This is a genomic window from Actinosynnema sp. NPDC059797 (assembly GCF_042732085.1).
GTDB lineage: Bacteria > Actinomycetota > Actinomycetes > Mycobacteriales > Pseudonocardiaceae > Actinosynnema.
This window is the reverse complement of the sequence record NZ_JBHWIE010000103.1, coordinates 1-23,810: the sequence shown is the minus strand read 5'-3', so window position 1 is coordinate 23,810 and position 23,810 is coordinate 1. Positions and strand designations below refer to the sequence as shown.

The 23,810-nt window shown below is 73.2% G+C and carries 20 protein-coding genes; 4 read left to right on the top strand and 16 right to left on the bottom strand.

Translation table 11 applies throughout. From position 1 onward, the window contains the following. Both ACFV4N_RS22565 and ACFV4N_RS22560 read left to right on the top strand, forming a co-directional pair. Positions 1 to 492 (top strand): hypothetical protein (locus tag ACFV4N_RS22565; RefSeq protein WP_499674546.1); only part of this gene is annotated, 492 nt, incomplete at its 5' end. A gap of 79 nt (positions 493 to 571) precedes the next feature. After that, positions 572 to 3,460 carry a type I polyketide synthase gene (locus ACFV4N_RS22560; protein WP_499674545.1) on the top strand — a complete coding sequence of 963 codons (2,889 nt, stop codon included), beginning with the start codon at positions 572 to 574 and terminating at the stop codon, positions 3,458 to 3,460. A gap of 167 nt (positions 3,461 to 3,627) precedes the next feature. On the opposite strand, the gene ACFV4N_RS22555 is transcribed toward ACFV4N_RS22560, so the two are convergent. Genes ACFV4N_RS22555 through ACFV4N_RS22515 form a run of 9 tightly spaced genes read right to left on the bottom strand, consistent with a single transcriptional unit; the run spans position 3,628 to position 13,079 of the window. Beyond that, positions 3,628 to 4,872 carry a PP2C family protein-serine/threonine phosphatase gene (locus tag ACFV4N_RS22555; protein WP_499674544.1) on the bottom strand — a complete coding sequence of 415 codons (1,245 nt, stop codon included), beginning with the start codon at positions 4,870 to 4,872 and terminating at the stop codon, positions 3,628 to 3,630. Beyond that, positions 4,841 to 5,299 (bottom strand): ATP-binding protein, encoded by a 459-nt coding sequence (locus ACFV4N_RS22550; protein WP_499674543.1) that lies wholly within the window; start codon positions 5,297 to 5,299, stop codon positions 4,841 to 4,843. The genes ACFV4N_RS22555 and ACFV4N_RS22550 overlap by 32 nt, the downstream gene beginning before the upstream one ends. After that, on the bottom strand, positions 5,299 to 5,619 hold the full coding sequence (locus ACFV4N_RS22545; RefSeq protein ID WP_499674542.1) for an anti-sigma factor antagonist: 321 nt from the start codon (positions 5,617 to 5,619) through the stop codon (positions 5,299 to 5,301). The genes ACFV4N_RS22550 and ACFV4N_RS22545 overlap by 1 nt, the downstream gene beginning before the upstream one ends. Continuing rightward, positions 5,616 to 7,760 carry a glycogen debranching protein GlgX gene (glgX, locus tag ACFV4N_RS22540; RefSeq protein WP_499674541.1) on the bottom strand — a complete coding sequence of 715 codons (2,145 nt, stop codon included), beginning with the start codon at positions 7,758 to 7,760 and terminating at the stop codon, positions 5,616 to 5,618. Before glgX ends, ACFV4N_RS22545 begins: the two co-directional genes overlap by 4 nt. Further along, positions 7,757 to 8,092, bottom strand: a complete 336-nt coding sequence (locus ACFV4N_RS22535) for an STAS domain-containing protein (RefSeq protein ID WP_499674540.1) — start codon at positions 8,090 to 8,092, stop codon at positions 7,757 to 7,759. Before ACFV4N_RS22535 ends, glgX begins: the two co-directional genes overlap by 4 nt. Positions 8,093 to 8,121: 29 nt before the next feature. Next, the gene (locus ACFV4N_RS22530) at positions 8,122 to 9,939 is read right to left on the bottom strand and encodes an AGE family epimerase/isomerase (RefSeq protein ID WP_499674539.1); all 1,818 of its coding nucleotides are present in this window, start codon (positions 9,937 to 9,939) and stop codon (positions 8,122 to 8,124) included. Beyond that, positions 9,932 to 10,597 (bottom strand): DJ-1/PfpI family protein, encoded by a 666-nt coding sequence (locus tag ACFV4N_RS22525; protein WP_499674538.1) that lies wholly within the window; start codon positions 10,595 to 10,597, stop codon positions 9,932 to 9,934. The genes ACFV4N_RS22530 and ACFV4N_RS22525 overlap by 8 nt, the downstream gene beginning before the upstream one ends. A gap of 14 nt (positions 10,598 to 10,611) precedes the next feature. Next, positions 10,612 to 12,219: a thiamine pyrophosphate-binding protein gene (locus ACFV4N_RS22520; RefSeq protein WP_499674537.1), complete on the bottom strand. Its 1,608-nt coding sequence runs from the start codon at positions 12,217 to 12,219 to the stop codon at positions 10,612 to 10,614. 35 nt (positions 12,220 to 12,254) lie between these two features. Next, entirely contained in the window at positions 12,255 to 13,079 is an 825-nt protein-coding gene (locus tag ACFV4N_RS22515; protein WP_499674536.1) for a type 1 glutamine amidotransferase domain-containing protein, read from the bottom strand. A gap of 305 nt (positions 13,080 to 13,384) precedes the next feature. Here ACFV4N_RS22515 and ACFV4N_RS22510 point away from each other — a divergent pair, with 305 nt between their 5' ends. After that, entirely contained in the window at positions 13,385 to 15,043 is a 1,659-nt protein-coding gene (locus tag ACFV4N_RS22510) for an NAD(P)/FAD-dependent oxidoreductase (protein WP_499674535.1), read from the top strand. Positions 15,044 to 15,064: 21 nt separating this feature from the next. On the opposite strand, the gene ACFV4N_RS22505 is transcribed toward ACFV4N_RS22510, so the two are convergent. The 5 genes from ACFV4N_RS22505 to ACFV4N_RS22485 all read right to left on the bottom strand — a co-directional run bounded on the left by ACFV4N_RS22505 (position 15,065) and on the right by ACFV4N_RS22485 (position 19,798). Continuing rightward, the gene (locus ACFV4N_RS22505; RefSeq protein WP_499674534.1) at positions 15,065 to 16,234 is read right to left on the bottom strand and encodes an amidohydrolase family protein; all 1,170 of its coding nucleotides are present in this window, start codon (positions 16,232 to 16,234) and stop codon (positions 15,065 to 15,067) included. Positions 16,235 to 16,298: 64 nt separating this feature from the next. Beyond that, entirely contained in the window at positions 16,299 to 16,985 is a 687-nt protein-coding gene (locus ACFV4N_RS22500) for an EthD domain-containing protein (protein WP_499674533.1), read from the bottom strand. 21 nt (positions 16,986 to 17,006) lie between these two features. Continuing rightward, positions 17,007 to 17,315, bottom strand: a complete 309-nt coding sequence (locus ACFV4N_RS22495; RefSeq protein WP_499674532.1) for a muconolactone Delta-isomerase family protein — start codon at positions 17,313 to 17,315, stop codon at positions 17,007 to 17,009. Positions 17,316 to 17,319: 4 nt separating this feature from the next. Beyond that, a complete protein-coding gene (locus ACFV4N_RS22490) occupies positions 17,320 to 18,774 on the bottom strand; it encodes an ankyrin repeat domain-containing protein (protein WP_499674531.1) in 1,455 nt (484 codons plus the stop codon). Positions 18,775 to 18,901: 127 nt separating this feature from the next. Continuing rightward, positions 18,902 to 19,798: an alpha/beta hydrolase gene (locus tag ACFV4N_RS22485; RefSeq protein WP_499674530.1), complete on the bottom strand. Its 897-nt coding sequence runs from the start codon at positions 19,796 to 19,798 to the stop codon at positions 18,902 to 18,904. Between the two features lie 199 nt (positions 19,799 to 19,997). Here ACFV4N_RS22485 and ACFV4N_RS22480 point away from each other — a divergent pair, with 199 nt between their 5' ends. Further along, the gene (locus tag ACFV4N_RS22480) at positions 19,998 to 21,410 is read left to right on the top strand and encodes an FAD-dependent monooxygenase (RefSeq protein WP_499674529.1); all 1,413 of its coding nucleotides are present in this window, start codon (positions 19,998 to 20,000) and stop codon (positions 21,408 to 21,410) included. Positions 21,411 to 21,424: 14 nt separating this feature from the next. On the opposite strand, the gene ACFV4N_RS22475 is transcribed toward ACFV4N_RS22480, so the two are convergent. After that, complete coding sequence (locus ACFV4N_RS22475) at positions 21,425 to 22,663, bottom strand: maltokinase N-terminal cap-like domain-containing protein (protein WP_499674528.1); 1,239 nt, start codon at positions 22,661 to 22,663, stop codon at positions 21,425 to 21,427. Continuing rightward, a partial coding sequence (locus tag ACFV4N_RS22470; protein WP_499674527.1) for an alpha-amylase family glycosyl hydrolase occupies positions 22,660 to 23,810 on the bottom strand: 1,151 nt, incomplete at its 5' end. The genes ACFV4N_RS22475 and ACFV4N_RS22470, both read right to left, overlap by 4 nt.

The following is a 23,810-nucleotide window of genomic DNA, read 5'->3' as shown; positions in this document are numbered from 1 at the left end:
GGCCTGGGCCGCCCCGACGAAGCCTGCGAGCTGCTCCGGCAGGCCGGTGGCGCGAACCTCCAGCGGCGCAGGCACCTGCTCGCGATGCGGGCGTGGCAGCTGGCCGTGACCGGCTCGCCCGCCGAGGCGTTCGCCTCGCTCGACGCGCTGGACCGGGGCGGCAGCGACCACGAGGCGGCGCTGTTCACCAGGGCCGCCCGCGGTGCGGTCGAACTCGCGGTCGGCTCACCCGCGATCGCCGTCTCGCACCTGCGCCGCGCCCTGATCGCGGTGCGGGCCCAGCGCGACGACGTGCCGTGGATGGAGCCCTACCTCACCGCGTGCCTGATCGACGCCCTCCTGCTCGCGGGCCGGCTCAGCGAGGCCACCGCCGTCGCGAGCGACTTCCACGGCGGCAAGCGCGACAACGCGTGGCACGTCGCCGTCACCCTGACCGAGCTGGTGGGCCACCCGATGCCGATCCCGGCCCCCGCCGTCGAACTCGCCTCCTAGACCGCGCCACCGTCCGGTGCCCGACCTCCCCCCGGGTCGGGCACCGGGTTTCCGCCTACCTAGAGAACGGGAGAGTTCCATGGGAATACCCTCCGCAGACCGCCACGGTGACCAGCCGATCGCGATCATCGGCCTGTCCTGCCGGCTACCCGGGGCCCCGAACGCCGACCGCTTCTGGGACCTGCTCGTCGGTGGGGAGGACCGCGTGGGGAGCCCCGGCGCGTCGAGGACGCACACCAGGGACAGCACCGGCGGCTACCTGGACGACGTGGCGGGGTTCGACGCGGCGTTCTTCGACATCTCGCCGCGCGAGGCCAACCGGATGGACCCGCAGCACCGGATGCTCACCGAGACCACGTGGACCGCGCTGGACGACGCCGGCCTGTCCGCGCCCTCGCTCGCCGCGTCGAACACCGGCGTCTACGCCGCGTGCCTGGGCACCGCCTACTGGGACCTGCTGCGCGCGCACGGCGCCAACGACATGCACGGCCTGATCGGCTCGGGCCTGCACGGCACGGCCGCGGGCCGGATCTCCCGGCTGCTGGACCTGCGCGGCCCGAGCATGGCGCTCGACGCCACCTGCTCGACCTCGCTGCTCGCCGTGCACCTCGCCTGCCAGGGCCTGCGCTCCGGCGAGACCGACCTGGCCATCGTCGCCGGGGCGAACACCCTGCTCGACGGCGGCTACTGGGACTCGCTCACCCGCGGCCGGGTGCTGTCGCCGGACGGGCGGAGCAAGTTCGGCAGCCCGGCCGCGAACGGCTACGGGCGCGGCGAGGGGGCCGCGGCCGTGGTGCTCAAGCCGCTGGCCGCCGCGCTCGCCGACGGCGACCGCGTCCGCGCGGTGGTGCTGGGCAGCGCGGCGGGCAACAACGGCCGCACCAGCGCCTCCATCACCACACCCTCCGAGGCGGGCCAGGAGGACACCGTCCGCCGGGCGTACCGCAACGCCGGCGTCCGCCCGGCGGACGTCGACTACGTGGAGGCGCACGGCACCGGGACCACGTCGGGCGACCAGGTGGAGCTGGCCGTCCTGGACCGGGTCCTCGGCGAGGGCAGGCCCGCGGGCCGCCGGTGCCCGGTCGGGTCGGTGAAGACCAACGTCGGGCACACCGAAGCCGCCGCCGGGCTCGTCGGCTTGGTCAAGACCGTGCTGGCGGTGGAGCACCGCACGGTGCCGCCGACGCTGCACGGCCCCGCGGACGGCGGTGACCGCGCCTCGGTCGAGTTACCGCCCACAGCGACACCGTGGCCCGAACGGCACGGCCCCGCGATCGCGGGCGTCAGCTCGTTCGGGCTTTCCGGCACCAACGTGCACGTCGTCGTCGGCGAGGCCCCACCGGTTCGGGAACCCGATCCGGTGCGCCCGCCGTCCGCCTACCTGCTGCCGCTGTCGGCCCGCTGCCCCGTGGCGCTGCGGCAGCTCGCCGGCGCGTACGCCGACCGGCTGGCGGAGGGCGACGACCTGCTCGACGTGTGCTTCAGCGCCGGCACCAGGCGGACCCACCACGAGCACCGGCTCGCCGTGGCGGGACCGGACCGGCTGAGCATCGCGCGGCGGTTGCGCGCCTACGCCGACGGTTCCCTCAAGCCGCTGTCGAGGACCGGCTCGCAGACCGCGCCGAAGATCGTGTTCGTGTTCCCCGGCCAGGGCTCGCAGTGGGTCGGCATGGGCCGGGAGCTGCTGGTCGAGAGCGAGGTCTTCGCGGCGCGGCTGCGGGAGTGCGACGCGGCGGTGCGCGCCGAGACCGGCTGGTCGGTGGTCGACCGGCTGCACGACGACGCGCCGCTGACGGCGGTGCGCGAGGTCCAGCCCGTGCTGTGGGCCGTTCAGGTCGCGCTGGCGGCGGTGTGGCGGGACTGGGGCGTCGAACCGGACGTGGTGCTCGGGCACAGCATGGGCGAGGTCGCCGCGGCGACCGTGTCCGGCGCGCTGTCGGTGGCCGACGGGGCCGCGGTGATCTGCCGGCGCAGCGCGCTGATCGCCGAGCACTGCCGGCCGGGCGCGATGGTCGCCGTGCAGGTGGGCGAGCGGGAGGCCGCCCGGGCGCTGGCGCCCTACGAGGACCGCCTGTGCGTCGGCGTGGTCAACAGCGAGCACGCCACCGTGCTGTCCGGCGACCACGACGCGGTGGTCGAGGTGACCGAGTCGCTGCGGTCGCTGGGGGTGCCCTGCCGGCGCGTCGACGTGGAGTTCGCCTCGCACGCGCCGCAGGTCGAGCCGGTGCGGCCGTGGCTGCTGGCGGGCCTGTCCGACCTGCGCCCGACCTCCGGGTCCGTGCCGCTGCACTCCACCGTGCTGGACCGGGTGGTGGACGGGTCGCGGCTGGGCGCGGACTACTGGATGGACAACCTCCGGCTGCCGGTCCGGTTCGCCTCGGCCGTCGAGTCGATCGCCGCGACGGGTCCGGTCGTGTTCGTGGAGATCAGCCCGCACCCGGTGCTGGCGCCCGCCGTGGAGGACTGCGTCGAGCGGGCCGGCGGTCGGGGCGCCGCCGTGGCCTCGACGCGCCGCGGGCGGCCCCAGCTGGAGTCGATGCTGGCGGGCCTGGGTGCCGTGCACGTCGAGGGCGGGTCGGTGGACTGGGCCAGGGTCCACGCCGGTGGCCGCTACGTCCCCGTGCCCGCGTACCCGTTCCAGCACCGCTCGTTCTGGTTCACGCGGCCGCGCCGCACCGCCCTGGAGGACTGCCGCGCGGGGGCGCCGGTCCCGGAGCTGCGGACGGTCGCCGACTTCGAGTGCTACGTCCGGGAACAGGTGGCCGGGCTGCTGCACACCGACGACGTCGACCTCGACCGCACCGCCACGTCGCTGGGGCTGGACTCGCTGCTGGCCATGCAGCTGAGGTCGATCGTGGAGGACCAGCTGTCCATCGCCGTGCCGCCGAGGCTGCTGCTGGGGGCGGGGTCGCTGAGGCACTTGGCGGAAGAACTGCACGCGCGCGCCGCGTTGGCCACCGTCGGCTGACGCACCACGACGACGCGGCTCACCTCGCGGGGGAGGTGAGCCGCTTTTTTACGCCCAGGCCGCGACTCGGAGGGCAAGGCGACAGGGCGACCAGGGGGCGACGCGACGGGGCGGCGTCGGCGTGGTCCCCCACGTGCCGTCGCCGCCCCGGCGGATCCGCGCGGCCGTCACCGGGTGCCGGTGGGCGCCTCCCGGCGCAGGGCCAGCATGGTGATGTCGTCGAACTGCTCCGCGGCCCCGATGTGCTCGTGCAGCCCCGAGTCCACCCGGTCCAGCAGGCCTGCGGCCGAGGGCGCCGACCCGCACGCGATGCGGACCAGCTCCGCCATCCCGAACTGCGCGCCGGCGGTGTCCCGGGCCTCCACCACCCCGTCGGTGTAGACCAGCAGCGAGTCGCCCGGGTCCAGGTTGACGTGGTGCAGCAGGTACCCGCTGTCCGCCAGCATCCCCACCGCGGGACCGGTCGGCTGGAGCAGGACGTGCCCGCCGCCCGCCCGCGCCAGGACCGGCGGGTTGTGGCCGCCGTTGATGTAGAGCAGGGCGCCGGACACGGGGTCGAGCACGCCGAAGAACAGCGTGGCGAAGTACCCCTGGCGCAGGTGGTTGCGCGCCAGGTAGCGGTTCGTGCCGACCACCGCCTGCACCAGCGGGCCCGCGCCCAGCGACAGCAGGGGCGTCAGCGCCGCACCGGCCGGCACCGCGCCGGCGCCCGGTTCGAGGTCGTGCGAGTCCCAGCCGCCGGTGTGCTCGGCGGTGTGCCGCAGCAGCGTCCGGATCAGGGCCATGAACAGCGCCGCCCCCACGCCCTTGTCGCACACGTCGGCCACGACGAACCCCACCCGCCGGCCGTTCACCAGCTCGAAGGCGTCGTAGAAGTCGCCGCCGACCTGGCGGGCGGGCTTGGTGCGGGCGGAGATGTCCCAGCCCCTCGGCGACGGCAGCGCCTCGGGCAGGAAGCCCGCCTGGATCTCGCGGGCTATGTCGAGGTCCTGCTCGTACTCGCGCAGGCTCGCCGCGGCGGCCATCTCCTCGACCGCCCGCGCCAAGCGCTTGCGCTCCCGGCACGACGACATCCGGCTGCGCAGCAGCGCGGGCTGGTACGGGGCCATGACGTAGTCGAACCCGCCGAGCACGCACGCCTCCAGCGCGGCCAGGTCGCCCTGCGGGAAGACCAGCACCGTGGGCGCGGCCGGGCACGCGTCGGCCAGGCGCTGGCTGATCAGCGCGACCCGCTGGAGGCCCAGCGACGCCGACACCAGCACGACCTCGGCTCCCAGGGCGTGGGCGGGGTGGCTCATCACCTCGCTCGCGCCGCGGTGCAGCGGCTCGAACTCGCCCGTGGCGAACAGCCCGTCCAGCTCGGCCGCCGGCAGCTCCCGGTCAGAGATCACCAGCACCGTGGTCGCGGTCATCCGTCCCTCCCCTGGTCGACCGCCGCACGACGAGCGTGTTGAGGTTGCGGCCGCCGACGTAGTCGTAGGTGAAGTGGTCGAGCCCCCGCAGCGCGAGGAACAACCCGAGACCGCCCTCCGGCCCCTCCTCGGGAGGGGTGGCCAGGCGCGGTCCCGGGTCGTGCGCGCGGGGGTCGAACGGCGGGGCGGTGTCCTCGATGCGCAACCAGACGCCGTCCTCCTCCACCCCTCCCTCTATCTCCACGGCTCCCCCGCCTCCCCGGTAGCCGTGCTGCGCGATGTTCGTGGTGATCTCGTCCGCGGCGAGCCGCAGCCGGTAGACCTGCTGCGGCTGGAGGCCGCCCTGTCGGGCCAGCGAGCGGACGAACTCGGCCAGCTCCTCCCCGGCGTGCCGCCCGTCCCTCAGTTCGAGCCGCCGCGCGACCATCACGTCTCCACGGGGTCCTGCATGACCACGCTGCGGTCGAAGCCGGTCATCCGGATCGTCTCGGCCACCTCCGGCCGGGTGCCGACCAGGACGATGTCCACCCCGCGGCCCAGCTTCTGGTGCGCGAACACCAGGCACCGCAGCCCCGCGGACGACAGGTAGGCCAGCTCGTCCAGGAGCAGCACCAGGCGCCGGACCGGGTTCGCGGTGACCTCGGTGATCAGGTCGTTGAGGATCGGGGCCGAGCGGGAGTCCAGGTCCCCCGTCAGCCGAACGGTGACCACGCCGTCGTCGGTGTGCGCCTTGGCTTGGAAGTTCATCGGTCCTCACCTCTGTGGGTCGACGCGCAGCCGCCGGCGGCCAGCACCAGGACGCTGCGCGGTGCGATCCGGTAGGACGACTGATCGGTCAGTCGCGGTTCGTCGCCCGGTTCGCGGGAGTCGTGCGGGTACGGCGCCGAGGTGTCGGCGAACAGGTGCCACGCCAGGTGGGCGGGCAGCTCCGGCAGCTCCAGGTCGCAGGGCTCCCAGTGCGCGTTGGCCGCGACGTACACGCAGTCGTCCACGCCCTCGTCGCGGGTGTAGTGCATGACGGCGATCAGCCTGTTGTAGCCCGACCACTCCGGCGTCCAGGCGTGCGCGCCGTGCCAGCTCACGTCCGGGAACAACCCGTCCCCCATGTGGCCGATCGGGTGCGTGCGCCGCCGCAGCGCCGGGTGGGCGGCGCGGAACGCGATCGCGTTGCGGGTGAACCGCAGCATGTCGCGGTTGCGCTCCACCAGGCGCCAGTCGAACCACGACACCTCGTCGTCGTGGCAGTAGGCGTTGTTGTTGCCCCGCTGCGTCCGGCCGACCTCGTCGCCGGCGACGATCATCGGCACGCCGAGGCTGGTCAGCAGCAGCAGCAACGCGTTGCGCTGCTGCTTGCCGCGCAGCGCCAGGATTTCCGGGTCGTCGGTCGGGCCCTCCGCGCCGCAGTTCCACGAGTGGTTGGCGTTGTCGCCGTCCCGGTTGCCCTCGCCGTTGCCGTCGTTGTGCTTCTCGTTGTACGACACCAGGTCGTGCAGCGTGAAACCGTCGTGCGCGGTCACGAAGTTGACCGACGCCACCGGGCCGCGCCGCTGGTAGAGGTCCGGCGAGCCGACCAGGCGGGTCGCCAGGTCACCGGTGACCCCCAGGTCGCCGCGCAGGAACCGGCGCACCGTGTCGCGGTAGCGGCCGTTCCACTCGGCGAACCGGCAGTAGTCCGGGAAGCTGCCCACCTGGTAGAGCCCGCCCGCGTCCCAGGCCTCGGCGATCAGCTTGCAGTCGCGCAGCACGGGGTCGCTCGCGAGCGACTCGACGAGCGGCGGGTCGCTCAGCGACCGCCCGTCCTGGGCCCGGCCGAGGATCGAGGCCAGGTCGAACCGGAACCCGTCGACGTGGAACTCCGACGCCCAGTAGCGCAGGCAGTCGAGCACGAAGCCCCGCACCACCGGGTGGTTGCAGTTGACCGTGTTGCCGGTGCCGCTGAAGTTGTAGTAGTGGCCGTCCGGCGTGAGCATGTAGTAGACGCGGTTGTCCAGGCCGCGGAAGGACATCGTCGGCCCCAGCTCGTTGCCCTCCGCGGTGTGGTTGAACACCACGTCGAGCACGACCTCGATGCCCGCCCGGTGCAGCTGCTTGACGAGGTTCTTGAACTCGTCGACCTGCATCCCGTGCCGGCCGGTGGCCGCGTACGAGGCCTTCGGCGCGAAGAACCCGACGGTGCTGTAGCCCCAGTAGTTGTGCAGCCGCTCGCCGGTCGTCGGGTCGACCCTGGCGTTGTCCATCTCGTCGAACTCGAACACCGGCATCAGCTCGACGCAGTTGACGCCCAGCTCCACCAGGTACGGGATCTTCTGCACCAGGCCGGCGAACGTGCCGGGGTGGTCCACCCCGGACGAGTCGTGCCGGGTGAACCCGCGCACGTGCGCCTCGTAGACGACCACGTCCTGCTCCGGCCGGTTCAGCGGCCGGTCGCCCTCCCAGTCGAAGTCGTCGGGCACGATGCCGCACCGGCGGAAGTACCGGTCCTCGTGGTCCACCGGCAGGCCCCAGGTGTGCTGGCCCTCCAGGACCCGCGCGTACGGGTCGAGCAGGACCCGGCTCGGATCGAACCGGTGCCCCTCCTCCGGCCGGAAGGGCCCGTCGGCGCGGTAGCCGTACTGGGTGGTCTCGGGGTCGAGCCCGAGCACGGTGATGGCGTACACGCCGCCGATCCGGAAGCACTCCGGTATCGGCAGCTCCGCCACCGGCTCCCGCTCGCCCCGCCGGAACAGGACCAGCGTCATCGCCGTGGCGTTGTTCGAGTACACCGAGAAGTTGATCCCGCCCGGCACCGGGGTGGCGCCGAAGGGCAGGAGCCGGCCGGCGCGCACCGCGTGGTCCGCGATCCGGTGCGTCGGGTAGGCGTCGATCCGCTCGGGCAGCACGGTGCTCATCCGGCCAGCGCCTCCAGTCCCTCGTCCACGGAATCGGTGACGGTGAAGAAGGCGAGGAACCCGGTCGCCGACATCACCGCGCGCACGTCCGGCGGCACGCAGGACAGCACCACCTCCACGTCCTCCTCCTTCGCCTTGCGGTGGACCAGCAGGAGGACGCGCAGCCCCGCGCTCGACATGTACGACATGCCGCTCAGGTCCAGCAGCACCGTGCCGTCGGACGGCAGCAGGTCGGCCAGGCTCTGCTGGACCTCGGGCGCCGTGCGGCTGTCCAGTTCCCCGTTCAACGCGATGACGGTGACGGCACCGCGCACGTACTTGTCCACCCGCATGTCAGCTCCCCTGTCAACGGTCCGCGCGGTCAGTCCTCCACGGGCGACAGGTGCGCGCGCACCACCACGTCGCCGGTTGCGTCAGGCAGGTTCACGGTCATCGCGACCGGGTCGAAGTCCGCGTGGGGCCGGTCGTCGACCTCCACCCGGTCGAGCCGCACCCGGCCGGGGGGCAGGGCGTCCGGCGCGACCCGCAGCACCCGGTCGGGGAAGCCGTCCGGCCGCGGCCGGAACCACAGGGTGAGCGGCTCGGACCGCAACAGCAGCCGGCCGTAGACCGTGGCCAGGAAGCACAGCTCGGAGGCGTGGTACATGCTCATCGAGTGGCTGCCCTTGAGCCGTTCGGTGCCGAGCAGGTACGGGGTGCCGTCGGCGAGCACGTTGAAGTACACGCCGCCCTCGTCGTGGTCGAGGAAGAAGGCGTTGTAGAACGACGCCGCCTCCCTGGCGTGCCGGGTGAAGTCGGCGTCGCCGGTGTTGCCGGCCAGGACCAGGTAGGCCAGGATCGCCTGCTCCTGCTGCCACCACGCCTTGCGGTCGTGCCACACGAACCGGTGCGACCGCGAGCCCTCGCGCAGCGTGCGCTCGACCACGTCGTACCAGCCGCCGCGCCACTGGTCGCTGCCCACGTCCGGCATGGTCCGGCCCAGCTTCTCGGCCAGCTCCACGTAGGACGCCTTGGGGCGGATCGCGTTCATCCGCATCAGGTTCCAGGCGATCTTGAGGTTGTGCCCGACGACCGCCGCGTCCTGCTGCCAGCGCCACGTCCGGTCCGGTGACCAGTCGGCGTGGAACCGCTCCTGGACGAACGGGCTGCCCTCCTCCGGGAAGTGCTCGACGATCAGGTCGAACGTCTCCTCCAGCATGTCGGCGTGCCGCTTGTCGCCGGTGGCCAGGTACAGGTTGAACAGGTACGCGGGCGCGTGGTCGCCGATCGAGTTCCAGTTCTTCCGCGACCTGTTCACGCCCAGCGACTCGTGGTCCGGGCTGAGCAGGATCGGGTCGACGTGGGAGAAGTAGCCGCCCCGCTCGCGGTCGTGGAAGAACTTCCGGAACAGCCTCAGCGTGCCCTCGACGTCGTCGGCGATCCGCGGGTCGCCGGTGATCCGGTAGGTCTGCGTCGGGCCGGCCAGCGCGTAGATCTGCTCGTACATCGGGATGGCGTCGTAGTCGTCGCCGAACTCGGAGGTGAAGAGCTTCGACTCGGCGCCGCCGCGGATGTCGATGCCGTGGTACCAGTAGACGACGTCCTCGTCCCGGTCGACGAACCGCACGTGGTCGCGCAGGTACTCGGTGCCGCGCTCGGCGACGCCGAGGAAGTCCTCCTCGCCGGTGAACATGTAGGCCGACGCCATGCCGTAGACCAGGCGGGAGATCGTGTCGGTCTCCTGCACGTGGTGGTCGGCCTTGTCGCCGCCCAGCCGCAGCACCGTGCGGTAGTCCGCGTAGTCGACCGGCGCCTTGGCGCCGAACTGGGCGCGGCGGTAGAACCGGGCCAGCTCGCGGAGCTGGCGCGCCCACCAGTCGGGCCGCTCGAAGTTGTAGTCGCCCGCGCCGCGGCCCGGGAACAGCAGCCGCTTGGCCACGAAGGTCCGGTCGCCCTCGGGGTAGAAGATGCCGTGGGCGTACAGGTACCGGCCCGGCTCCATAAGGTCGTCCACGTGCGCGGACGCGTCGAGGTAGGGGTCGCCGAGGTTGCGGAGGAACTCGGCGGAGGTCGTCTCCGTCAGCGTCACCCGCAGCTCGCGCCCGTCGCTGGTGCGCAGGTCGACCAGCGACCGCTCGCGGTCGTGCGCCGTCACGTAGCCGGCGACCAGGTCGGAGAAGGTGAACTCGCTGTCACGCATACCGCGCTCCTACGGGTGCGAATTGCTCGGCGGCCCACCACCGGCGCGACCCGCCCCGCGCGTGGCGGGCGGCGACCAGGTCGATGATGGTGCGGGCGAACAGGTGGCAGTGGCTCGCGCTGCGGCCCGTGACGAGGTCGCCGTCGACCACCACGTGCTGGTCGGTGTAGCGGGCGCCCATGTTGCGGATGTCGCCGACCAGGTTGTTGTGGCAGGTCACCCGGCGGCCGCGGACCACCTCGGGGATCGGGGACACCAGCCACATGCCGTGGCAGATGATCCCCTTGAGCACGGACGGCGCGTCGAACGCCCGCCGGAGCAGGTCCACCGCGGGCGGCAGCTCGTTGACGTCCTCGCTGTAGCGCAACCGGTCCGACACCATGCCGGACGGCACGATCAGCGCGTCGAAGGACCGCAGCCGGTCGTCGTCCACCGCCTCCAGGTCACCGTCCACGGTGAACGGGAGCCCGAACTCGTGACCGGTGAAGGTGATGGAGGACTGCCCCCACAACCGGGTGAGGAACACGGTCGTCGCGCCCTCCTCGGCGAACCTGCGCTCGTAGTAGTGCAGCTCGGGTTCCACGTAGTCGCTCTCCATGAGGATCGCGATGGTCCGGCCGGCGAGCCGCCCGCCGTCCCGGATGACGATGTCGGTCATGGGTTCTCCTCGGCTCAGCCGGTGAGCAGGTCGACCAGGAAAGGACCGTTGTGGTTGAGCATGCGGCGCACCGCGTCCTCCACCTGTGACGCCTTCTCGACCCGGACGGCGTCCACGCCGAGGCTCTTCGCCAGCTCGACGAAGCCGATCTCCGGCCGGGAGAGGTCGAACGAGCCGGGGAAGTCGTGGTGCTCGATGCCGCGTTCGCCCCAGTACTGCTCGATGTTCTGGTCGAGCAGGCCGTAGCGGTGGTTGTTGCAGATGACGAACCTGGCCGCCAGGTCGTGGCGCGCCGCCGTCCACAGCGCCTGGATCGTGTACATGCTGCCGCCGTCGCCGGTGAACCCGACGACCTCGGCGCCGGGCCTGGCCATCTTGGCGCCGATGGCGCCGGGGATGCCGATGCCGAGCGAGCCGCCCCTGGTGAGGAAGTAGTTCCCCGGCACCCGCGGTGGCAGGTGCTTGAGCAACGACGGGGACGCGGTCAGCGCCTCGTCGAACACGACCAGGTCCGCCGGGGCCTGCCGGGCCAGCTCCGCGGCGAACAGCTCCGCCAGCGGCGCGTCGCGGTTCGGCTCGGTGGGCTCCCAGTGGACGGCGGTCCCGCTCGGCGCCCTGCCGGCGGCGGTCAGCCGCTCGGACAACGCCGCGAGGGTCGGCTTCGGATCGGCCACCAGGGCCACGTCGACCGGGAAGTTCTTCGCGATCTCGTAGTCGTCCAGGTCGACGTGGACGATGCGCGCGCCCTCCCGGAACGGGCTCTCCAGCAGCGGGAACACCTCGGGGAAGACGTAGGTGCCGACGATCAGCACCGCGTCCGCGTCGGCCACCGCGCGGGCGCTCGACGCGCCGAACATGTGGCCGATCTGCCCCCGGTACAGCGGGTGCGCGGCGTCCATGTTCAGCTCGGAGTTGTCCACGCCCCACACCGGGGCGCCCAGCTGCTCGGCCACCGCGGCCAGCTCGGCCTGCGCGCCCGACACCGAGACGCCGTCGCCCATCAGCACGACGGGGCGCTCGGCGCCGAGCAGGGCGTCGGCCGCGCGGTCCAGTTCCGCGGGCACCGGCAGGACGGCCCGGCTGGGTATCGTGCTGGGCACGGCGGGTTCGGTGGTGTCGGCGTCCAGCACGTCCATCGGGAGCGCGACGAACACCGGGCCGCGCGGCTCGGTCATGGCGATCTTCACCGCCCGCCGCAGCACCCGCAGCAGCGAGCCGGGGTGGGTGACCCTGGTCGCGTGCTTGGTGACCGGGCGCGCCATGGCGACCAGGTCGGACGCCATCTGCGCGTCCATCGCGTCGTACCGGACGCCGGCCTCGCCCGCGACGACCACGAGCGGGGAGTGGCCGCGCTTGGCCTGGTAGAGCATCCCGATGCCGTTGCCCAGGCCGACGCCGGTGTGCAACTGCACCAGCGCCGGCCCGGCGGTCGCCCGCGCGTAGCCGTCCGCCATGGCGATGGCGACGGTCTCCTGGAGCGCGAGCACGTACTCGAAGCCGGGCAGCTGGTCCACCACGTCGAGAAAACCCTGCTCCACCGTGCCCGGATTGCCGAACATCTTGGTGATCCCGTCGGCCGCGAACTGTTCGAAGATCGCGACCTTTCCCGGCCTCGCGGTCATCTTCAATTCCCCTCACGTCCCGTTCGGAATGGTCTTCACCAGCCGTACTTGCGCAGACCGCTCTCCAGGACCTCGACCATTTTCTGACCGGCCAGGAACGAGTCGGGCGTCGACCGCGCGGTGATGAACGGGTAGTCGACCAGGACGGACGTCTCGCGGCCCACGTTGCCGTGGTAGCGGCCCTGCGGGCCGGTGGCGTCCTGGAGGATGTACTCCAGCGGGTACGGCGGCGGCCCCATGTTGAAGTCGGTGCCGATGAACCCGGTGCCGTCCTTGTAGTCGTACTCCTTGCAGTGCCCGGTGACGTGCTTGCCGAGGATGATGCTCTCGCGGTCCTCCCAGTCGCGGGCGAACGCGAGGCAGGCCACGCCGTAGCACTCGGCCACGATCGGCTTGTCGGCCCGGACGAACGCGAGGATCAGCTCGTGCAGCCGCCCGTTGTTGGCCAGGTCGACGATCGGGCCGCTGCCGCCGACGATGACGAGCGCGTCGTACTGCTCGACGTCCCGGTCCAGGGCGCCCAGCTCGCGGTAGTAGGCCTCGATCCTGCGGAGGTGGTCCGGCTCGCTGAAGTAGGGCCGGTCCGGGATCCACTCCGCCAGCGAGACGGGGTTGTCCAGGCGGGAGGACCGGTCCAGCTCGCCCGCGGCGACCGCGACCTCCGGCGTGGTGACCGACCGGCCGAGCGGCGGGTCGATGTAGCCGGGGTCGAGGCTCGGCGGGAGGGCCTGGGGCCGCTTGCCCGTCGGGGTCGCGAACACGGTGCGGTAGCCGCGCTCGTCGCACGCCACGACGGGGCCGAGCAGTTCCTCGCCCCAGTACCCGTGTTCCGAGAGAATGATCAGGATATTCTTGGACATGGTTTCTCCTGCGCCGGTGTCCTGAACGGAGAAATAGCAGGTGGCCACATTCCGGGCTTGCCGGGTCGAGTCAAGCAACGCGGGCAGGGCCGAACAAGGCAACCGGCTCCCCGGACGTTGACTTGAGGAAGTCGGCGGGTCGGACCGTCGACTTCGTCAAGTGGTCGGCGCGGGGAATGCGCGGTACCCGGCAAACGCGGGCACTCCGTTAGCTCGGCGTCACGCCGGGCCCCTGCGCGGGGGGACACTCGGGTCCTCACCTCGTCCGTCGCGGGGGCCGCGCGCGTCGACAGTTCGGAGAAGCGATGCCAGAACAACCTCGTCCGACGCTGCTCGCCGTAGACGACGACCCGCACGTGCTGCGGGCCGTCCGCCGCGATCTCACCCGCGCCTACCAGGACCGGTACCGGGTGCTGGCCTCGCAGTCCCCGGTCGAGGGCCTGCGCGTGCTGGACGTCCTGCGGGAGCGCAACGAGGAGCCCGCGCTGCTGCTGGTCGACCAGCGGATGCCGGAGATGTCCGGCATCGAGTTCCTCGACCGGTCGCTGTCGCGGTTCCCGTCGGCGCGGCGCGTGCTGCTCACCGCGTACGCCGACACCGGCGTGGCGATCGACGCGATCAACCGCGTGCGCCTCGACCACTACCTGGTCAAGCCGTGGGAACCGCCGGAGGAGCGCCTCTACCCGGTGCTCGACGACCTGCTGGACGGGTGGCAGCGGTCCTACGAGCCCCCGTACGGCGGGATCCGGGTCGTCGGCCACCGCTTCGCGCCGGCCACCCACCAGGTCCGCGACTTCCTCACCCGGCTGCACCAGCCGTTCCGGTTCGTCGACGTGGAGCGCGACGCGGGCCCGGAGCTGGCGGGCCTGGACCTGGGCCGGCTGCCCGCCGTGCTGCTGCCTGACGGCACCCGGCTCGACCGGCCGTCGCACGCAGACCTGGTGGAGGTGCTGGGGCTGGGCGTGGAGTCCCGGCGACCGCACTACGACGTGGTGATCGTGGGCGGCGGGCCGGCGGGCCTGGCCGCCGCCGTCTACAGCGCGTCGGAGGGCCTGTCGACGCTCCTGCTGGAGGCCTACGTGCCCGGCGGACAGGCGGGCACGTCCAGCCGGATCGAGAACTACCTGGGCTTCCCCGCCGGGGTGACCGGCGCCGAGCTGACCCGGCGCGCGGTCGCGCAGGCGCGGCGGTTCGGCGCCGAGGTCATGGCGCCGGTCAGCGCGGTGTCCCTGCGGGCGGCGGGCCGGGGTCGCGTGATCGCCCTGTCGGACGGCAGCGAGATCAGCGGCGGCACGGTGCTGCTGGCCACCGGCCTGGCCTACCACCGCCTGGACGCGCAGGGCGCGGAGCGCTTCGAGGGCGCCGGCATCTACTACGGCGCGACGTCCTCGGAGACCACGTCGTGCGCCGACCAGCACGTGTGGATCATCGGCGGGGCGAACTCGGCCGGGCAGGCGGCGCTGCACTTCGCCGAGCACGCGGCGTCGGTGCGGATGGTCGTCCGGGCCGACTGCCTGGACGCGGGCATGTCGCACTACCTCGTGCGCGAGATCGAGCGGGCGCCGAACATCCACGTGCACACCGGCACCCGGCTCGTCGCGGCCGACGGCGCGGACCGGCTGGAGCAGATCACGCTGGAGGACCTGCGCACCGGCAGGCGCACGACCGAGGCCGCCGAGTACGTGTTCACCTACATCGGCGCCCGCCCCCGCACCGACTGGCTGTCGCGGTCGGTGCTGCGCGACGACAAGGGCTTCGTGCTCACCGGCCCGGACCTGCTCCTGGACCGGAACGCGCCGGTGCGGTGGGAGCAGCCGCGCGAACCGCTGCTGCTGGAGACCAGCATGCCGGGCGTGTTCGCGGCGGGCGACGTGCGGTCGCACTCGATCAAGCGCATCGCCGCCGGGGTGGGCGAGGGCGCCATGGCCGTGGCGCTGATCCACCACTACCGCGCGGTCTGCTGAGCGCGGTCCCCCGCCGGCTGGTCACGCGTCGCCGCCGACCAGCCGGCCCCCGCGGTACACCGCCGCCACGGCCGCGGAGTCGGTGATCCGGCGGGTCGGGTCGCCGGCCACCACGACCAGGTCCGCGCGCAGCCCCGGCGCGATCCGACCCCGGTCGCGCAGGCCGAAGCACCGCGCCGGCGCCGACGTCGCCGCGGCCAGGGCCTCGACCGGCGTCAGCCCCGCCTCCACCAGCAGCTCCAGCTCGCGGTGCAGGCTGGCCCCGTAGGCGGTGCCGGGCACGCCGGCGTCGGTGCCCGCCAGCAGCGCCACCCCCGCGTCGCGCAGCGGCCGGACCGCCCGGCAGGCGTGCTCGGGCCGGTAGTGCGGCGCGGGTCGGGGCTCCATCCGGTCCGCCAGGTTCGCCAGGGCGTCCGCGTCCAGGCGCGCGGCCACCCGCAGGTCGACCACGTGGGGCACCTGGCAGAACGACTCCGCCGCGGTCAGCGTCGGCACCACGAACACCGGGGCCAGCGCGGCGACGAACGCCGGGCACGGCGGGCGGTCGAAGGGCAGGTGCGCCAGGCCGTCCGCGCCCGTCCGCACCGCCACCAGCGCCGCCTCCTGGTCGGTGGCGTGCACCACCACCCGCAGGCCGCGGTCGTGCGCGGCGGTCACCAGCGCGGCCACCACCGCGGGCGACAGGGTCGGCAACCCGGGCTCGCCGGGCGCGGACGACGCGAACACCTTCAGGTAGTCCGACCCCTCCGCGACCCGCGCGGCCACGAACGCGTCGGCCGAGCGCGCGTCCGACACCGTGGGGAAGGCCGAGAACCTCGGGTACTGGCCGGGGTGGCCGCCGGGCGCGGTGGCCCCGATCCCGGCCGAGCGGAGGTCCGCCGCGTCCGGGCCGGCCGCGCGCTCGACCCGCAGCACGTGGGGCTCGGCGAACATGTCGAGCTGGGTCGTCACCCCGAACCGGACCGCCTGCCGGGACGCGCCGGGCAGGACGTGCACGTGGGCGTCGATCAACCCGGGCAGCAGCGTGCGGCCCGCGCCGCGGACGACGGGCCTCCCCCGCGCGCCGGGGACCGCCGGACCGGGAACGGCCAGGCCGTGGCCGACCGCGACGACGCGCCCCGACGACACCAGCACGTCGACCCCGTGGAGCACCCGCTCCCCGGTGAACACCCGGAAGTCCTGGAACAGCACGGCTTCCTCCTGACAGGCGGGTGCCCGCACGCCGGTGGGGGCGCGTGCGGGCACCGGCGACGGCCTAGCGGGGGCGCGGGCCGATCACCCAGTGCTCCCGGACCACCATGCGGTGGACGTAGCGGGTCTCCACCAGGGACTCCAGGTGCTCCTGGGCGCGCGCGAACTCCGGCGAGTCCAGGGCCGCGTCCAGCGCGTCCAGGTCGTCGAACCACAGCTGGTGCGCGGCGTCGAGCACGGCCTCACCGATGCCGTAGGCGCCGTCCCTGGTGTGGCCCTGGAGGTAGCGCCGCACACCGGGCACCTCCAGCACCAGGTCGGCGTACTTGCCGAGGCTGCGCTCGCGGAACTCCGCCAGCGGCAGGCCCTCCTTGCGCTTGACCAGGACGATGAGCTTGACGCCGTCCGCGTCCTCGGAGCCCTCGCGCAGCACGTGCGCGTCGGTGTCGAGCACCAGCGTCCGCCAGAACGCGGCCCACTTGGGCTCGTCCAGCCGCGCGCCCAGCAGGAACTCGTCGGTCTGCAGCGACGCGAGCTGCTCCTGCTCGTTCTCCAGCCAGATCTCCGCGACGCCGCTCCACTTCGGCTCCTCCTCGCCGGGACCGCGGGAGACCCTGGTGTCGATCAGGTACTTCTTGATCTGCGGGATCTTGCTCGCGTACTGCACCGCGTGCACGTCCAGCCAGTACCGCTGGAACTCCTGCTCGGTCATGCCCGGCTTGGGGTAGGCGAAGATCAGTTGGTGGATCATGGGAATCTCCTCGGGAGGGCGTCAGACCTTGTACTTCTTGAGGACGTCGTCGGCGAACCCGAGGTAGTCCCGGAGCGGCCAGACCTCCTCGAACTCCAGGTACTCGCGCATGGGCAGGCGGCCCAGCGCCGTGCGGTCCAGCTCCTCGGCGTCCGGCGAGTCGATGATCGCGATCACCCGCTTCTGCGCGGCCACCTTCCAGATGCCCACGCAGAAGCCCGAGTCGACGGTCTCCTTCGCGTGCTCGGCCTCCTCTGCCTCGATCTCCCACAGGTCGTCCAGGGAGATCCGGCCCTCGTGGTTCCACTTCATCTGCACGTAGAACAACACGTCGTCACCTCTCGTCCTGCCGGTCGGCGGCAGCGATCCTGCGGGTCAGGTCGTGCTCGGCGCCGAAGACCTCGGTCGCCAGGTCCAGCGGGGTCTTGCCGTCGTGGCCGCGCAGGTCCAGGCGGGCGCCCTCGTCCAGCAGGATCGCGGCGCACTCGTCGTACCCGTGCCACAGCGCGTCGTGCAGCGGCGTGTAGCCGTTGGTCGCGCCCTGGAAGTCCAGGTCCACCTCGGGGTGCGCGGCGATCAGCGCGGTGAGCGCGACGTGGCCGTTGTAGACGGCCTTGTGCAGCGGCACGGCGCCGAAGGTCGGCTCGGTGGCGTTGACGTCCGCGCCGGCCTCCAGCAGCAGCCGCGCGATCTCGGTGTGCCCGTCGCGGGAGGCGACCAGCAGGGCGGTGTGGCCGTCGTTGAAGCCGTTGACGATCGGGTACACCTCGTCCACGTCGACGCCCTCGGCCAGCAGCGCGCGCACGGCCTCGGCGTCGCCCGCGGTCACCGCGGCCATCAGGCGGTGGCCCTCGATGCGCGCGTCGTCGCTCGCCATGCGGTCCTTGAGGTGCTGCTCGGCCAGCAGCAGGCGGTCCTTGCCGCGCGTGTTGACGTTCAGCTCGTACTCGAAGTGCTCCTTGAGGGTGAACCCGTAGTGCGTCGACAGGTTCAGGCCCGCGCCCGCGTCGAGCAGGTACTCGGCGATGTCCGGGTACTTGAACCACAGGGCGTCCATCAGCGGCGTGTGGCCGGTGGTCGGCGCGACGGCGTCGACGAACGCGCCCGCCTCGACCAGCGCGCGCACCACGTCGAGGCTGCCGCCCTGGCACGCCTTGTGCAGCGCGGTGGCGCCCGCGCCGCTGTCGGCGGTGAACACGTCCGCGCCGGCAGCCAGCAGCAGCGCCACCACCTCCGCGTCCGCCCGGCCGGCCGCGATCATCAGCGGGGTCAGGCCGCTGGCCGGGTCGCGGTGGTCCACGTGCGCGCCCGCGTCGAGCAGTTCGGCGACCAGCGCGCGGTCCGACGCCCACACGGCGGCGACGAGGCGGTCCTCGCGGTCGGCGTTGAAGGCGGCGATCTCGCCGTTGGGGTCGAAGTAGACCTTCCAGGCGACGATCTTGCCGTTGGCGACGACGAGCTTGTGCGAGTCCTCGATCTCGAACTCCCGGCGCGTCCGGGTGTGCGCGCCCCTGGTGTAGATGACGGCGAACGCGGTGTCGCCCTCCACGCGCAGGTCCCGCATCCCGTAGTCGAGCACCTCCGTGGTCTCGCCGCGGACCTGGAAGGCCCGGGTGACCTCGGCGACGCCGCGGTGCACCCCGAGGTACGGGATGACCTTGTTCCACTCGTCGAGCGGGAGTTCGAACTCGACGTCCTCCGACAACGCGGACAGCGCCGAGGCGAGGTCGCCCTTCTCCAGGTCGGTGAAGTACTTCTCCACCACTTGGCGTGTTTGTTGGGTGGTCATCACAGGCTCCTGTCCCGATGCTCGCCGAACAACCGGTTCCCCCGTCGGAACTGTCGCCGACGGGCGCGCCGCGCGGCAGGTCTGGGCGGCAACGCCCGGGGCACTCCGTTGAGTCGGGGCGCGGACTTCACAGAATGCGCGAGGGCACTCCGCGGAAGTGGCCGGCCACCGCGTCCAACGCCTCGGTGAACACCGGGTCCCGGTCGTAGAAGTCGTATTGGGTGCCCGTCAGCCACCGCAGCTCGGACGGGCCCGCCAGGCCCGCGCGGAACTTCCGGGCGCCTTCCGGGATGGCCGCGTCGTCGCTGTGCACCACCAGCACGGGCGCGGTGATCCGGTCCGCGCACGAGATCGGGTCGAACCGCAGCCAGCCCGGCCACGCCATCACCGCGAACCGGTTCGGCCACTGCGGCACCGCGCCGCGGTCGGCGTCCACGTAGTAGTCGCACCGGCCGTGCATCGCGGCGGCCTCGCCCGTCTCGCTCACCACCGGCACGTAGGCGGTCCGGCCGGTGCGCTCGTACTCGCGCGCCGCCTCCTCGCCCGCGCGGATCCTGGCCCGCACGCCGTCCGCGCCGTACACGGCCTCGACCAGGCCCGCGTCGTGCAGCCACGGCGCGACCAGGGCCAGCGACGCGACCCGGTCGTCACCGGCCGCCGCGACCGCCGCGTACCCCGCGCCCGCGCACACGCCGAGCAGCCCGACCGCGTCGGCCCCGGTGTGCGCGGCGATCGCGCCGACCGCCTCGCGCACGTCCTCGACCTTGCGCTCCGGCCACTCGAAATCCCTCGGCGCGCCGCTGGATTCGCCGTAGCCGCGGAAGTCGAAGGCCAGCGCCGCGATGCCGCGCTCGGCGAGCCCCTTGGCGTAACCGCCCGCCATCTGCTCCTTCACCGTCGTCCAGGACCCGGCCACGACCACCGCGACGTCGGGTTCCGCGCCGACCGGCAGGTGCAGGTCCCCGACCAGGAGATCACCGCCACTGCGAAAAACGACCCGCTCGACTTGAGTGGAGTTGCGCACGGCCGTCACCTTCTCTTGGTTGGCTGGGACCAGGTTCGTCCCGGCCGCCGGAAACGGTCCAGCGCGAATTGGTGGTGGTAGCAGCAGTACCACCGAGGCTGCGAAGATGGGTGGAATTACTTCGTGTGATGTGCATTGCCAATTCGGGATGATCACACCATGGTCTGAACTCCCCCACTCCTTCCCCTGCGAGGAACCCATGCCCGAAACGCTCCCCACGCACATCGACGTGCTCGTGGTCGGCGCCGGACCCACCGGGCTCACGCTCGGCTGCGCGCTCCGGTCGCTGGGCGTAGACCACCTCGTCGTCGACCAGGCGGACGGTCCGGCCCGGCACTCCCGGGCGGCCCTCGTGCACGCCCGGACGCTGGAGACCCTGGCGCTGGTCGGCGCGGCCGACGAGCTGGTCGACCGCGGCCTGCCCGCGCCGACCGCGACCGTGCGCAACCGCGACGGCGTCCTGCTGTCCGCCGCGTTCCACGAGCTGCGCACCCCGTACCCGTTCGCGCTGTGCGTGCCGCAGGAGACCACCGAGCACGTGCTCGAGGCCCGGCTGCGGCGGCTCGGCGGCTCGGTGCGCCGGGGGCACGCCCTGATCGACGTGCACGACCACCAGACCGGCGTCACGGCGGTGGTGGCCGACCCCGCCGGCGCGGTGCGCGTGGTGCGGGCCCGGTACCTGGTCGGCTGCGACGGCCTGCGCAGCGCGGTGCGCGAGCGGTCCGGCATCGCGTTCACCGGGCGCACCGACCCCCACTCGTTCGCGCTCGCCGAGGTGGCCATGGACTGGTCGGGCACGGCGGACGCCTTCACCTACTTCTTGTCCCCCGATGGCACCCTGCTCGTGTCGCCGCTGCCGGACGGGCGGTTCCGCCTGGCCGCGCCCGTCGCGCCGGACGCGCCCGCGCCGGACCTGGCCGCGGTCCGACGGCTGCTCGACACCAGGGGCCCGGCGGGCGCGCGGGTGCGGGCGGTCGACGTCAGCTCCACCTGGCGGGTGGCGTACCGGCTGGCGGAGACCTTCGGCCGCGGCCCGGTGTTCCTGGCCGGCGACGCCGCGCACGTGCACAGCCCGGCGGGCGGGCAGGGCATGAACTCGGGCATCCAGGACGCGGTGAACCTGGCCTGGAAGCTGGCCGCCGTGCTGGACGGCACGGCCGGGCCCGGGTTGCTGCGCACCTACGACGACGAGCGCCGCCCGGTCGCCGAGGCGGCGCTCGCGTTCAGCGAGCAGCTGACCCGCGCCGTCACCGCCGGGACGCACGAGCTGCGCGACGACCTGGTGCGCTCGGTCGGGTCGGCGCCCCGCCTGACCCGGTGGCTCGCGACGAGGCTGGCGCAGCTCGACGTCCGCTACGGCGAGGTGGGCCGCCGCGTGCCGCCGCGCCCGGCGACCGCCCCGCGGCTGGGCTGGTCGCTGCTCGTGCCCACCGGGGCCGCGGCGGCGGCCCGGTCCGCGGTGGCGGGCAGGCCGATCTCGGTGGAGCAGGTCGAGGACCGGGAGGACGCGGTGCTCGTCCGGCCGGACGGCTACGCGGCGGCCACCGCGGCCGCCGCGGACGTCCACCGGCTGGTCGGCGAGCTGACCGCCTGGCTGCACGGCCCCGGCTGAGCCGGACCGGCCGGTCACGCGGCTTCGGGGCGGCGCAGCGCCCGCAGCGGGACGTGCACCCGGTCCGGCCGGTTGCGGGTCTCGTAGACCACCTCGTACACCGCCTTGTCCAGCTCGTAGGCCGTGAGCAGGGCCCGGTGCGCCTCCAGGTCGACGCCGGACTCGTCGGCGTACCCGCGCAGGAACTCCGCCGCCCACGCGGGGGCGAGCGGCGAACCGGTGTAGTCGAAGGAGCGCAGGACCCCGGCGACGTCGCGCAGCGGCGAGTGCACGGCGCGCCGCCGCGCGACCGGCGCGGACGGCTCGCCCTCGAAGTCGATCAGCAGCCACCGGCCGTCGTCGCGCAGCACCTGGCCCAGGTGCAGGTCGCCGTGCACCCGCTGCGCCGGCACGGGCGGCAGCCCGGCGACCGCGGTGAACACCTCGCGCGCCCACGCGCCCCGGCCGCCGAGCACGGGGGCGGCCGCGTCGAGGCGGGCCAGCAGCTCGCGGCTCAGCTCGCCCGCGTCCAGGGTGGCGGCGCCGAACGCGGCGACGAGCTGCCGGTGCACCACCGCGACCGCCTCGCCCAGCTCGCGGGCCGCGAACGGCCCGGAGGACGTGGTGGCCAGGTCCCAGCCCTCGGCCGCGCGGCCGAGGAACGGGTGCAGCACGCCGAGCGTCGTGCGGGCGCCGTCCAGCTCGCCCTCGATCGCGCCGAGCACCGGGACGACGTGCTCGCTGCCCAGGCGGCCGAGGGCGCGGTGCACCTCCAGGTCCGGGTTGAGGCCGGGGGTCAGGCGGCGGAACAGCTTGAGGACGTACCGCTCGCCCAGCACCACGGAGGTGTTGGACTGCTCCACCCCGAGCGCCCGGCTGTCGCGCACCCGCCCGGCCACCAGGCCGCTGCGCGGCTCGGACCGGAACGACACGCCGGCGACGCGGTGGTTGCGCGCGATGGCGTCGAACAGCGCGCACGGCAGGTCGGGGTCGCCCGCGCCGTCGGTGACGGCGATCCCGGCCACCCGGGTCACCACCTCCGCGGCCGGCGCGTCCCGGCGCAGGGCCAGCGGCAGGTGGTAGTGCTCGACGCCGTCGGCGAACCGCACCGCGACGACGGCGAGCACGCCGTTGCCCGCCACGGGCGCCAGCGACACCACCTCCACGGCCGGCGCGCCCCGGCCGCCGCCCGCGAACCAGCGGCGCCCCGGCAGCCAGTCGACCAGCGCGGCGCCCAGCGCCTCGGCGAACGCGGCGGGGTTCATCGTCGTCATCGGCCCTCCTCCGGCCCGGCCTCGAACTCCGGTTCCAGCTCCAGCCAGTAGAAGCCGTGACCGGCCAGGGTGAGCGAGTACGGCTGGTCGCCGACGCGCGGGAACCGGGCGCCGCCGGTCATCTCCACCGGCGTCCGGCCCCGGTACGCGCACAGGTCCAGCTCCACGGGCTGCGCGAAGCGCGAGAGGTTGTTCACGCACAGCACGACGGCGGTCTCCCCGCCGTCCTCGTCGACCAGCAGGCGCAGGTAGGCCAGCACGCTCGGGTTGAAGGCGCCCAGCTCCCGGAACGCCCCGAGCGCGAACACCGGGTTCAGCGCGCGCACCCGCAGCATCCGGCGCGTCCAGTTGAGCAGCGACGACTGGTTCTCCGCCTGCGCCTCGACGTTGAGCCCCTGGTAGCCGTACACCGGGTCCATGATCACCGGCAGGTAGAGCCGGCCCGGGTCGGCGGTGGAGAACCCGGCGTTGCGGTCCGGGGTCCACTGCATGGGCGTCCGCACCGCGTCGCGGTCGCCGAGCCAGATGTTGTCGCCCATGCCGATCTCGTCGCCGTAGTACAGCACCGGCGAACCCGGCAGCGACAGCAGCAGCGCGGTGAACAGCTCCTGCTGGTCGCGGTCGTTCTCCAGCAGCGGGGCCAGGCGCCGGCGGATGCCGATGTTCGCCTTCATCCGGGGATCTTTCGCGTACTCGGCGTACATGTAGTCGCGCTCTTCGTTGGTGACCATCTCGAGCGTCAGCTCGTCGTGGTTGCGCAGGAAGATGCCCCACTGGCAGCCGGCCGGGATCTCCGGCGTGCGGGCCAGGATCTCGGAGACGGGGAACCGCGACTCGCGGCGCACGGCCATGAAGATGCGCGGCATGAGCGGGAAGTGGAACGCCATGTGGCACTCGTCGCCGCCCACGGTCGGGTCGCCGAAGTAGTCGATGACGTCGTCGGGCCACATGTTGGCCTCCGCCAGCAGCACGCGGCCCGGGTACTCGTCGTCCATCACCTTGCGGCAGCGCTTGAGGAAGTCGTGCGTGCGCGGCAGGTTCTCGCAGTCGGAGCCCTCCTGCTCGAACAGGTAGGGCACGGCGTCGAGGCGGAAGCCGTCGATGCCCAGGTCCAGCCAGAACCGCAGGACGTCGAGCATCGCCTCCT